Origin of the sequence: Bacillus cereus group sp. BfR-BA-01523 (genome assembly GCF_022662615.1) — a bacterium.
GTDB classification, from domain to species: domain Bacteria; phylum Bacillota; class Bacilli; order Bacillales; family Bacillaceae_G; genus Bacillus_A; species Bacillus_A mycoides.
Genome location: NZ_JAKUDX010000003.1, coordinates 638,145 through 650,616, shown reverse-complemented (window position 1 = coordinate 650,616; position 12,472 = coordinate 638,145). Strand labels below are relative to the sequence as shown.

The window sequence follows — 12,472 nt, the reverse complement described above, 5'->3', positions numbered from 1 at the left end:
TATCGCGAGTTAACTCTCGTCCCTTTTATTAGGGGCGGGAGTTTTTTATATTTAAGGAGGAAAATACAATGAAACAACTAACAGGCGCACAAATTCGTCAAATGTTTTTAGACTTTTTCCAAGAAAAAGGACATGCAGTAGAACCAAGTGCATCACTAGTTCCTCATGAAGATCCATCTCTGTTATGGATTAATAGTGGTGTAGCGACATTAAAGAAATATTTTGATGGTCGTGTAATCCCACAAAATCCACGTATTACAAATGCACAAAAATCAATTCGTACAAACGATATTGAAAACGTTGGGAAAACGGCTCGTCACCATACATTCTTTGAAATGTTAGGGAACTTCTCAATCGGTGATTACTTCAAAGAAGAAGCAATTACTTGGGCTTGGGAATTTCTAACGAGCGACAAATGGATCGGATTCGATAAAGAATTACTATCTGTTACAATTCATCCGGAAGATGAAGAAGCATTCACAATTTGGAATGAGAAAATGGGTGTTCCAAAAGAACGCATCATCCGTTTAGAAGAAAACTTCTGGGATATCGGTGAAGGACCAAGTGGACCGAATACAGAAATTTTCTATGACCGCGGTGAATCTTACGGTAATGACTTTAGTGACCCAGAATTATATCCGGGCGGAGAAAACGAGCGTTACTTAGAAGTATGGAACCTTGTATTCTCTCAATTTAACCATAATCCAGACGGTTCATATACGCCACTTCCTAAGAAAAACATCGATACAGGAATGGGTCTAGAGCGTATGACATCTATCGTTCAAGATGTACCTACAAACTTTGATACAGACCTATTCATGCCGATGATTGGTGCAACAGAATCAATTTCTGGTGAGAAATATCGTAATGGCGATTTAGAAAAAGATATGGCGTTTAAAGTAATTGCTGACCATATCCGTACAGTAACATTCGCTGTTGGTGACGGTGCTCTTCCATCTAACGAAGGCCGTGGTTATGTATTACGTCGTTTATTACGCCGTGCTGTTCGTTATTCTAAGAAATTAAACATCAACCGTCCGTTCATGTTTGAATTAGTACCGGTTGTTGGAGAAGTAATGAAAGACTTCTATCCAGAAGTACTTGAAAAGAAAGATTTCATCGCAAAAGTTGTGAAGAATGAAGAAGAGCGTTTCCATGAAACACTTCATGATGGTGAATCAATTTTAGCTGAAGTAATTGCAAAAGCGAAAGAAGAAAAAACAACTGTTATTTCTGGCGTAGATGCGTTCCGCCTATACGACACGTACGGTTTCCCAATTGAATTAACAGAAGAATATGCAGAAGAAGCTGGTATGACAGTTGATCAAGCGGGCTTTGAAAATGAAATGGAGAAACAACGTGAGCGTGCACGTGCTGCTCGTCAAGACGTTGATTCTATGCAAGTTCAAGGCGGTGTACTTGGTGAAGTTAAAGTAGCGAGCGAATTCGTTGGTTACGGTACAGTTGCAACAGAAAGTAACGTTGTTGCACTTGTGAAAAATGGTGAGTATACAGATAGCTTACAAGCAGGTGAAGAAGGACAATTAATGCTTGATGTAACGCCATTCTACGCTGAGAGCGGTGGGCAAATTGCAGACCGTGGTTATCTTCTTGCTGACGGCGTGAAAGTTGTTGTAAAAGACGTACAAAAAGCACCAAATGGTCAAAACTTACACAAAGTTGTTGTTGAAGAGGGTACATTAACGAAAGAAGCAGCTGTAAAAGCTCTTATCGATACGAAAAACCGTAGTAGCGTTGTGAAAAACCATACAGCAACTCACTTACTACACCAAGCATTAAAAGATATACTTGGAACGCATGTTAACCAAGCGGGTTCTCTTGTAACATCTGAACGTTTACGTTTTGACTTCTCTCACTTCGGTCAAGTACAAGCTGATGAATTAGAAAAAATTGAGCGTATCGTAAACGAAAAAATTTGGGAAAGTATTGATGTTGCGATTTCTCAAAAAGCAATCGAAGAAGCGAAAGAAATGGGCGCAATGGCATTATTCGGTGAAAAATACGGTGATGTTGTACGCGTTGTACAAGTAGGCGATTACAGCTTAGAGCTTTGCGGTGGTTGTCACGTTGATAACACAGCGTCTATCGGTATTTTCAAAATCGTTGCTGAGTCTGGTATCGGTGCAGGAACTCGTCGTATTGAGGCGATAACTGGTAAGTCTGCATACGAATTAATGAACGATCAAGTAGGTTTATTAAAAGAAGCAGCAGGAAAAATGAAAACAAATCCGAAAGATATTTTAACAAGAGTTGATGGTTTATTTGCTGAAGTAAAACAACTTCAAAAAGAAAACGAATCTCTTGCTGCGAAATTAAGCAATATCGAAGCTGGAAACTTAACTGATTCAGTAATGACAGTTGATGGCGTGAACGTATTAGCGGCAAAAGTAAATGTTGCAGATATGAACAACTTACGTACAATGATGGATGACCTTAAAAATAAATTAGAGTCTGCAGTTGTTGTATTAGCGTCTGTAAATGACGATAAAGTAAATATTTTAGCTGGCGTAACGAAAGATTTAATTAGTCAAGGTTACCATGCGGGTAAACTTGTGAAAGAAGTAGCTTCTCGTTGTGGAGGCGGCGGCGGTGGCCGTCCTGATATGGCACAAGCAGGCGGTAAAAACCCAGCGCAAGTAGAGGAAGCTTTAGCGTTTGTACAAGAGTACGTTAAATCTGTTTCAAAATAAAGAGATAGTAGTGTACAATGGTAGGGAGAGGAGAAGTTCTTCTCCCTATACTTACTACTTACAAGTGAGGTGCTTGAAATGGACGGTTTTGATAAGACAATGAAGTTTAGCATTCAAGATGAAAAACAGAGTGTCCATGTAAATGATGTACTTTTAACTGTGTATGATGCACTTCAAGAAAAAGGTTATAATCCGATTAACCAAATCGTCGGTTATTTATTAAGTGGAGATCCAGCATACATACCTCGCCATAAAGATGCACGAAGCATCGTTCGCAAGCTTGAACGTGATGAGATAATTGAAGAGCTTGTGAAGTCTTACTTGAAACATCATCGTGAGGAGTAGTTTATGCGGATATTAGGTTTAGATGTTGGTACTAAAACAGTCGGTGTTGCAATGAGCGATGAGATGGGCTGGACAGCACAAGGGCTGGAAACAATCAGGATTAACGAAGAACGAGGCCACTTTGGTTTTGACCGTATTTCTGAGTTGGTAAAACAGTACAATGTGGACAAAATAGTAGTAGGTTTACCTAAAAATATGAATGGTACAATCGGCCCTCGTGGTGAAGCGTGCCAGCAATTTGCAGAAAACCTGCGAAATCTGTTACAATTAGAAGTTGTAATGTGGGACGAGCGTTTGTCGACGATGGCAGCGGAACGTCTGCTCATTTCAGCTGATGTGAGCCGTAAGAAGCGAAAACAGGTAATCGATAAGATGGCTGCAGTCGTGATCTTACAAGGATTTTTAGATAGTAAATAAGAGGTGACCAAAATGGAAGAAAATCAAATTACAATTGTAGACGAAAAAGGAAACGAACATTTATGTGAAATTATTTTCACTTTTGATGCTGAAAAATTCGGCAAAAAATCTTACGTAGTCTTCTCTCCAATCGGTGAAGTAGACGAAGATGGAGACCAAATCTTCGATGCAATGGCATACGAGCAAAGCGAAGAAGAGGGCGGAACATTACTTTCAATTGAATCTGAAGAAGAGTGGGAAATGGTACAAGAAATGTTTAACACTCTTGCTGATGAGCAAGAAGAATAGTAATGGATAAAAAGGCGAACTGTGTACACAGTTCGCCTTTTTTGTATTCATATGCAAAATGACAGATTTTTTGTCGAAACTACTTAATTGTTTATAGTATAATAAGACGGGTTGTATGAAAAAAGGCTTTAAATAAGTAGCTGTCACCGATTATTTAGAAATGATTGGTTTTGCTTTATGTTTGTAGGGCATTGTATAGAGGAAGTGTATACGGTCTACAATTAAATAAGGAGGAAGAATTTTGGTAGAGAATCAAGTGAAGAAGAAGCGTAGACGCATTTTTTTAATTTCGATTATCGCACTGCTTTTAGTTTGTGGATCAGTCTATGCGTATATTTCATCTGCATTAGGGCCAGTTGATAGTGGAAATAAAAAAGAGATTGAGGTAGAGATTCCAAAGGGGTCATCTACAAGTAAAATCGGTGAGATTTTAGAAGGAAAAGGTGCTGTGAAAAGCAGTACAGTTTTTAGTTTTTATACGAAATTTAAGTCGAAAAGCTTACAAGCAGGTACATATTTATTAAATCCTTCGATGAGTGCTAACGATGTCATTGAACAAATGTCATCTGGCAACGTACATCGTCCGGCTCTTTATAAAGTGACGATTAAAGAAGGGGCGCAAGTAACTGAAATTGCTGAAGTGATTGCGGCAGAATTAAAGTGGAATAAAGATGATGTTGTGCGTCAATTAAACGATAAAGCATTTATTCAAAAAATGCAGCAAAAGTATCCGAAGCTATTAACGGATAAAATTTTTGATAGCAACATTAAATATCCACTAGAAGGATACTTATATCCAGCAACGTATTCTTTCTATAAAAAGGATACGAAATTAGAAGAAATTGTAATCCCGATGCTTGAGAAAACAAATGCAATTATTGTTCAAAATGAGGCGAAAATGAAAGCGAAGAACTGGGATGTTCATCAACTTCTCACGTTGTCTTCACTTATTGAAGAAGAGGCTACTGGCTTTACTGATCGCCAAAAAATCTCTAGTGTTTTCTATAATCGTTTAGCGAAAGGCATGCCGCTTCAAACGGATCCGACGGTATTATACGCGCTTGGAAAGCATAAACAACGTGTATTATACGAAGACTTGAAAATAAACTCACCGTACAATACGTATGTTGTGAAAGGGTTGCCAGTTGGACCGATTGCAAACTCTGGTAAACATTCAGTGGAAGCAGCGTTAGATCCTGCGCAAACAGATTATTATTATTTCTTAGCTGCACCAAGTGGTGAAGTGTATTATGCGAAAACATTAGAAGAACATAATGCATTAAAGCAAAAATACATTACGAAAAAACAGTGAAATGGGGAGGGATAGCGAAAAGGGTCGCATATCCCTCTTTTTTGTGGTAAAATATATCGGGTTAAAAACTGGCAGAAGAATCGTTTTTAATATCAAAACGGGACGTACAAGCTAAGGGTGAAACTGGCTTGTATTTTTATTGCATTCTATGTGTGAAAAGACAAAGGTTGACGCGTCATAGAGGCACTTCTCCATGTAAATAAGGAGGACCAATTATGGAGGATGCAGTTAACGAGTACCTATTATCATTTATTGATCCAAAAGATAAATTAATTCTTGAAATGGAAGAGTATGCAACTGAAAACCATGTGCCGATTATGGATCGACTTGGAATGGAATTTATGCTGCAATTTTTACGTTTAGTTGGACCGGAAAGTATTTTAGAACTTGGAACAGCAATCGGTTATTCTAGTATTCGTATGATGCAAGCTATTCCGAACTCTCGCATTGTGACAGTAGAGCGCAATCGTGAACGATATGAAAAGGCACTTGAATATATAGAATGTTCCTCGGTAACAGACCGTATTTCTGTTATTTACGGTGATGCTTTAGAAACGGGCGAACAAGTGAAAGAACGTGGAACATTTGATGTTATTTTTATTGATGCAGCGAAAGGGCAGTATCGTCGCTTTTTTGACTTATACGAACCGTTATTAAATCCTGGTGGCGTTATTATTTCAGATAACGTTATGTACCATGGTCTTGTGACGACAAAAGAGAAAATTGAAAATAGACGTACCCGTGGTTTGATTCGTCGTATTAAGACGTACAATGAATGGCTTATGAATCATGAAGGATATGATACAACGATTTTCCCAATTGGCGATGGAGTGGCTGTAAGTAAAAAGAGAGGGTGACAAAAGTATGAAGAAACCTGAATTGTTAGTAACGCCTAGAGCGGTGGCGGATATTGAACCTCTTGCGAAAGCAGGGGCAGATGCAGTAATGGTTGGTGAACAAAAGTTTGGTTTACGTTTGGCAGGAGAGTTTTCACATGAAGATGTGAAACAAGCTGTAAACATTGCACATGAAAATGGTGTGAAAGTATACGTTGCAATGAATGCGATGTTCCACAATGATAAAGTAGAAGAATTAACGGACTATGTTGCCTTTTTAAATGAGGTAAATGTAGATGCGATTGTTTTCGGAGATCCAGCGGTATTAATGGCTGTTCGTGAAGTTGCACCAAATATGCAACTTCACTGGAATACAGAAACGACAGCAACAAACTGGTTTACTTGTAACTATTGGGGGCAAAGAGGAGCGAAACGCGCTGTATTAGCTCGTGAGCTTAGTTTAGATGAAATTGCTGAATTAAAAGAAAATGCTGAAGTGGAACTTGAAGTGCAAATTCACGGTATGACTTGTATGTTCCAATCGAAGCGTTCACTAGTAGGAAACTACTTTGAGTATCAAGGGCGTAATCTCGACATCGAAAAGAAAAAGTATGAAGAGAATATGTTCTTATACGACCCAGAACGTAATAACAAATATCCAATTTATGAAGATGAAAATGGTACTCACATTATGAGTCCGAATGATATTTGTTTCATCGATGAGTTAGAGGAACTAATCGATGCTGAAGTCGATAGCTTAAAAATTGATGGTGTCCTAAAAAGTTCTGAGTACATTATTGAGGTGACGAAGAAATATCGTAAGGCGATTGATTTATGTGTAGAAGATCGTGATGCGTATTATGACGTGAAAGATGATTTATTTAAAGAGATAGAAGAAATACAACCGGTAAATCGTCCGTTAGATACAGGATTCTTCTTTAAAGAAACAGTTTACTAAACGAGGAGGGTGTAGGAAATGACTGTACAAGAAATTTCACGAGTGATCGATGGCAAACGCGTTATTGTGAAAAAACCTGAACTGTTAATCCCTGCGGGTAACTTAGAAAAATTAAAAGTAGCTATCCATTATGGGGCAGATGCTGTATATTTAGGTGGACAAGAATTTGGTCTTCGTTCTAATGCAGGTAACTTTACGCTGGAAGACATGGCAGAAGGCGTTGAATTTGCAAAGAAATATGGAGCAAAAATATACGTGACAACAAATATTTTTGCACATAATGAAAATATGGATGGGCTAGAGGAATATTTAAAAGGGATTGAAAAAGCTGGCGTAACGGGAATTATCGTTGCCGATCCGCTTATTATTGAGACATGTAAACGTGTAGCTCCTTCTGTTGAGGTGCATTTAAGTACACAACAATCACTATCCAACTGGAAAGCAGCACAGTATTGGAAAGAAGAAGGTTTACATCGTCTTGTATTAGCTCGTGAAGCAAGCTATGAAGAAATGAAAGAAATTAAAGAAAAAGTTGATGTTGAAATTGAAGCATTCGTCCATGGTGCAATGTGTATCGCGTATTCAGGGAGATGTACATTAAGTAACCATATGACAGCGCGTGACTCTAACCGTGGTGGTTGTTGTCAATCTTGCCGCTGGGATTATGATTTAGTTCAAACGGTATCACAACATAAAGATGCAAAAGAGCTTCCTCTATTCCAAGAAGAAGATGCTCACTTTGCGATGAGCCCAAAAGATTTAAATTTAATCTTATCAATTCCGAAAATGATTGAAATTGGAATTGATAGCTTAAAAGTTGAAGGACGTATGAAATCTATCCATTACGTAGCGACTGTAGCAACTGTATATCGTAAAGTAATTGATGCGTATTGTGCGGATCCGGATAACTTTGAGTTTAAACAAGAATGGTTAGATGAACTTGATAAATGTGCAAATCGTGATACAGCTCCTGCATTCTTTGAAGGGGTTCCAGGACATCAAGAGCAAATGTTTGGAAATCATAGTAAGAAAACAACGTATGATTTTGCTGGTTTAGTGTTAGATTATAATGAAGAAACGGGCATCGTAACGCTTGAGCAACGTAATCACTTCAAACCAGGACATGAAGTGGAGTTCTTTGGGCCAGAAATAGAAAACTTTACGCAGACGGTGGAGAAAATTTGGGATGAGGATGGAAACGAATTAGATGCAGCGAGACATCCGTTGCAAATCGTGAAATTCAAAGTGGATCAACCAGTGTATGTGAATAATATGATGCGCAAAAACATACTTCAATAAGAAAGAGTGGTAGTCGAATGGGGACGAATAAGCCTGTTGTAATTGGAATCGCTGGTGGTTCAGGATCAGGAAAAACAAGTGTAACGAAAGCGATTTTTGACCATTTTAAAGGTCATTCCATTTTAATCTTGGAGCAAGATTATTATTACAAAGATCAAAGCCATTTACCAATGGAAGAACGTTTAAAAACAAATTACGATCATCCGTTAGCGTTTGATAATGATTTGTTAATTGACCATTTGCAGCAGTTGCTTGCATATGAGCAAGTGGAAAAGCCTATATATGACTATACATTGCATACGCGTTCAGAAAAAATTATTCCAGTTGAGCCGAAAGATGTAATCATTTTAGAAGGAATTCTTATTTTAGAAGACCCACGTCTTTGTGAGTTAATGGATATTAAGGTGTTCGTTGATACAGATGCAGACCTTCGTATTTTACGCCGCATGCAGCGCGATATTGAAGAGCGCGGTCGTACAATGGATTCAGTTATCGACCAATACGTAAACGTTGTACGTCCAATGCATAATCAATTTATTGAGCCTTCTAAGAAATTCGCGGATATTATTATCCCTGAAGGTGGACAAAACCATGTTGCAATTGATATTATGGTTACAAAAATTGCAACAATTCTTGAACAAAAAGTAAATTTGTAATAGCATAGTAAAAGATATACGATAAGAAGGGATTTTTTCCCTTCTTATCGAATACAATGAAACATGAAACCTCACCTACCAATAGGTGAGGGCATATTTATATCAACTTTCCATACATACCTTCTTTATATAAGGAAGAATTGGAGAATAAGGGGTTGTATGTGACAACTCCACTAGTGCTACGTGTGCTAGAAACCTCCGCTATATAAGCGGAGGAGTTTTCATATGGAACTCCTCTTTTTTTCGGGGGATTGGTATATAAAAGGAGTGGAAAACATGGCAACAGAAAAAACATACCCTATGACGCAAGAGGGTAAGCAAAAACTAGAGAACGAAGTTGAACAATTAAAAACAGTAAGACGTAAAGAAGTTGTAGAGCGTATTAAGATCGCACGTAGCTTCGGAGATCTTTCAGAGAACTCTGAGTATGATGCAGCGAAAGATGAGCAAGCATTCGTAGAAGGACGTATTACACAACTTGAAAACATGATTCGTAATGCGGTTATCATTGAAGACAATGGTGAAGAGTCTACAGTTGTAACATTAGGTAAAACTGTAATATTTAAAGAGTTACCAGGTGGAGACGAAGAAGCATACATAATCGTAGGTAGCGCAGAAGCCGATCCATTTGAAGGAAGAATTTCTAACGATTCTCCAATCGCAAAAAGCTTATTAGGTAAGCAAATTGGTGAGAAGGTAGCAATCCAAACACCAGGTGGAGAAATGCAAGTAGAGATTATCTCTGTAAAATAACGTAAAAAATCACTCGTGTAAAAACGAGTGATTTTTTATTTGTATAAAAGGTGAAACACCTCGTCTAAACTACAATAGACGAGGTGTTTTTTATGAAAATGAAACGGAGAATTATAATTGTTTTAATTTGTTTTATGGGTGTGATTTTTTTATTACTTTGTCGTTTAATCCAAATACAGATTATAGATACGGAATCATTTACTGACCGAAATATCAATCTGATTGAAAAAAGTGTTACGCAACGAACACAATCACTTACAGTAGATAATGGAAGAGGGCATTTTACAGATCGAAATGGTAAGGAAATTGGTGAAGAGAAATATCCAGTCTTAATTGTTTTTCCATTTTTACAAATAAAAAATGACATGTTAGAGAAAATTGCGCATATCATTGGTGTGTCGAGACAAGAGATAAGACTGCAAATGAAAAATAAGAATCAAGCATTTATATTACGAAGGGAGAATACCCCATTTCAATTAACGCTCGAGCAGATGAAGAAGGTAAATCAATTAGATATTTTAGGTATTGTAGCAGCAGAATTTCGACTGAAGCAAATGGGAGAGGCAGATCATTTAATTGGTGATGTGGGAGAGAATGAACAGGAATTTCAAAAGCGTTATGGAGAAATGAAAAAAACTTCGAAACAAACGCCAATTGGTATTTCTGGATTGCAACAATCATTTGATGAATTTTTACTGACTGATGGAGAAGCGAAAGTACTATATCAAGTGGATCGACAAGGAGAACCGATTTTTGGGAAGCAGGCGAAATACACTTCACCAGGAAATCCATTTTATCCAGTTACTATTCAAACAACAATACATAAAACGTTGCAACGACGAGCAGAGAAGATTATAGATGAAAACGGAATAAAAAAAGGTGGGTTAGTATTACTAGACATAAAGAATAGTGAAGTTGTAGCAATGGTAAGTAGGCCTTCTTTACAGATGAATGATAGGAGGATATATAAAGCTACACTTGAAAATCAAATGTTAACTCCTCATTTTCCGGGGTCTGTTTTTAAAACAGTAGTTGCAGCAGCAGGAATTGATGAGAATTTGGTGCGGTTTAATCGTACATTTAACTGTAATACGGATTTATACGGTGAAAATCTTCCACAAGTTATGATGGGGTCATTAAACTTTAAGGAAAGCTTTGCTAGAAGCTGTAATCGAACGTTTGCCGTATTAGGTGGTGAACTAATGCAAAAGGATAGGGAAGTATTAGAAACGTATTTAGAGGCCTTAGGAGCACGTGAGAAGGTAGGTTGGAAAGGTTCGGTATTTCATACACCAGAATTTGAGCAATTGCCAGAAGAAAAGAGTGCTATTATTTGGGAAAGCGAAGAAAATAAAGATAGTAGAAAAGCGATTGCTCAAACGATGGTCGGACAAAAAGATGTACGTGTGTCACCTCTAGCTATAGCGAATATGATGGCGACAATTGCTAGAGGTGGAGAGAAGATGGAAGTGAAAGCTGTGAAAAAAATAGTGTATAAAAATGGAACCGACTTTTTTACATTTGAAAATCATAAATTAAATGGGAAACAGCTTTCTTATGAAACGATGAAAAAATTACAACAGTTGTTAAGAGCCGTTGTAACGATGGAGAAAGGAACGGGAACCGCATTCCGTTCGTTGCCACTAACTGTCGCTGGAAAATCTGGGACGGCACAAACAGGAAAAGGAGAGAGGGTGAATCGCTGGTTTGCAGGTTATTTTCCATATGAAAACCCAAGATATGCTTTAGTTGTAGTTGATATAGAAACAGATAGTAATGAAAATGTAGTCACACCAGTTTTTGCAGAAATGGTAGAGGCAATTCATCAATTAGAAATTGAAAAGTAATCTTGCAATTATTTATGAAATGTTTTCATTTCGTGAAAATATTATTGTAAATGTTCAACCTTTCTAGATTTAATGTTACAATAGCAAGTATGAAAAACTGCATGGAGGTTTGAAGAATGGCAGGAGGATCTAGATTCCAACAGAAACAACAAAAACGTCGTCAAAACGGTGTTTTAAATATTGCAATCGCTATTGTATTAGTAGCAGTAGCTATTGTAGCATATCAATTGTTTGTTCCTGACACAAAAGAGCAAGCGTCTTCTAATGATAAAAAGGTAGCTCAGCAAACAACAAAAGAGAATAAAGCTGAGAAAGCTAAAGGTAAAGAAGAGCCGAAGAAGAATGCGCAAGATAAGACAGAGGCTAAGAAGAAGGAAGAAGAAGAGAAGCAAAAGGCTGAGGAAGAAAAGAAAAAAGCTGAAGAAGAAGCGAAAGCTAACGAGAAAGCACCAGCTGAAAAAACACAGTCACAGGCAACAGATGCTTATACGAAATCTTCTTGGAAGCCAGTAGGTACAGAGCAAGGTGCAACACCTGCGATGACGTTTAAAAAAGGTACAGCAGATTGGAATGAGATGAATCAAGCGATTTCAGCTGCAATTGACGTTCCAGTAAATCAATTAGTTATCCATAGAATTGGAAATAACGGTAAGAATAAAGCTTACGGTAACGTACAAGATAAACAATCAGGTAAAAAATATTATGTAAATATTGATTGGGTAGACAATGAGGGCTGGAAACCAGTACTCGTTCAAACTCTAAACTAAAAAAAGAGAGGCTCTTAAGAGCCTCTCTTTTTCTAGTTAGCGTAATTTCTTTAATTTAAAATGAACAACCGCACTATAATAAGGTCTTTTGCTTTCAGGATCCATAATCATTTGGTGAGAAATATGATGAACTTCGAGCATAAGTGCTTTATTATTATCAATTTGTTCGTTAATTTTTTTTTCTAGAGAAACTAAGTTTGCAGCCTCGAAAAATTCTACTTTATCTTCTAACATTTCAAAGGTAAATGACACGAAGATGCCCCCTCTCCTATGATAATCACCT

13 protein-coding genes and 1 other annotated feature (1 of these 14 running past the window's edge) are annotated in these 12,472 nt (G+C 37.5%); of the genes, 12 read left to right on the top strand and 1 reads right to left on the bottom strand.

The genetic code is table 11. From position 1 onward, the window contains the following. Positions 1-27 (top strand) — a binding site (T-box leader) (it extends 192 nt beyond the left edge of the window). A gap of 41 nt (positions 28-68) precedes the next feature. From alaS to MR066_RS11725, 12 genes are all read left to right on the top strand, one after another. After that, complete coding sequence (gene alaS, locus MR066_RS11780) at positions 69-2,711, top strand: alanine--tRNA ligase (RefSeq protein WP_242247218.1); 2,643 nt, start codon at positions 69-71, stop codon at positions 2,709-2,711. A gap of 78 nt (positions 2,712-2,789) precedes the next feature. Then, positions 2,790-3,056, top strand: a complete 267-nt coding sequence (locus MR066_RS11775; protein ID WP_000348591.1) for an IreB family regulatory phosphoprotein — start codon at positions 2,790-2,792, stop codon at positions 3,054-3,056. A gap of 3 nt (positions 3,057-3,059) precedes the next feature. After that, positions 3,060-3,473, top strand: a complete 414-nt coding sequence (ruvX, locus tag MR066_RS11770) for a Holliday junction resolvase RuvX (protein ID WP_001221204.1) — start codon at positions 3,060-3,062, stop codon at positions 3,471-3,473. 12 nt (positions 3,474-3,485) lie between these two features. Continuing rightward, positions 3,486-3,761 carry a DUF1292 domain-containing protein gene (locus tag MR066_RS11765; protein ID WP_063226543.1) on the top strand — a complete coding sequence of 92 codons (276 nt, stop codon included), beginning with the start codon at positions 3,486-3,488 and terminating at the stop codon, positions 3,759-3,761. A 241-nt stretch (positions 3,762-4,002) separates the two neighbouring features. Continuing rightward, entirely contained in the window at positions 4,003-5,073 is a 1,071-nt protein-coding gene (gene mltG, locus MR066_RS11760; RefSeq protein ID WP_201064347.1) for an endolytic transglycosylase MltG, read from the top strand. A 215-nt stretch (positions 5,074-5,288) separates the two neighbouring features. Beyond that, the gene (locus MR066_RS11755; RefSeq protein ID WP_242247216.1) at positions 5,289-5,930 is read left to right on the top strand and encodes an O-methyltransferase; all 642 of its coding nucleotides are present in this window, start codon (positions 5,289-5,291) and stop codon (positions 5,928-5,930) included. Between the two features lie 7 nt (positions 5,931-5,937). Continuing rightward, positions 5,938-6,867, top strand: a complete 930-nt coding sequence (locus tag MR066_RS11750) for a peptidase U32 family protein (RefSeq protein WP_242247215.1) — start codon at positions 5,938-5,940, stop codon at positions 6,865-6,867. An 18-nt stretch (positions 6,868-6,885) separates the two neighbouring features. After that, the gene (locus MR066_RS11745; RefSeq protein WP_002015275.1) at positions 6,886-8,166 is read left to right on the top strand and encodes a peptidase U32 family protein; all 1,281 of its coding nucleotides are present in this window, start codon (positions 6,886-6,888) and stop codon (positions 8,164-8,166) included. Between the two features lie 17 nt (positions 8,167-8,183). After that, complete coding sequence (udk, locus tag MR066_RS11740; RefSeq protein WP_002015274.1) at positions 8,184-8,822, top strand: uridine kinase; 639 nt, start codon at positions 8,184-8,186, stop codon at positions 8,820-8,822. Positions 8,823-9,098: 276 nt separating this feature from the next. Then, positions 9,099-9,575, top strand: a complete 477-nt coding sequence (greA, locus tag MR066_RS11735; RefSeq protein WP_078213491.1) for a transcription elongation factor GreA — start codon at positions 9,099-9,101, stop codon at positions 9,573-9,575. A 92-nt stretch (positions 9,576-9,667) separates the two neighbouring features. Next, the gene (locus MR066_RS11730; RefSeq protein WP_242247207.1) at positions 9,668-11,422 is read left to right on the top strand and encodes a peptidoglycan D,D-transpeptidase FtsI family protein; all 1,755 of its coding nucleotides are present in this window, start codon (positions 9,668-9,670) and stop codon (positions 11,420-11,422) included. Positions 11,423-11,538: 116 nt separating this feature from the next. Then, a complete protein-coding gene (locus MR066_RS11725; protein ID WP_061689587.1) occupies positions 11,539-12,189 on the top strand; it encodes a YrrS family protein in 651 nt (216 codons plus the stop codon). 36 nt (positions 12,190-12,225) lie between these two features. Here the strand turns inward: MR066_RS11725 and MR066_RS11720 are convergent, their stop codons facing one another. Then, positions 12,226-12,441, bottom strand: a complete 216-nt coding sequence (locus MR066_RS11720; protein ID WP_002015268.1) for a YrzA family protein — start codon at positions 12,439-12,441, stop codon at positions 12,226-12,228. Between the last annotated feature and the right edge of the window lie 31 nt (positions 12,442-12,472).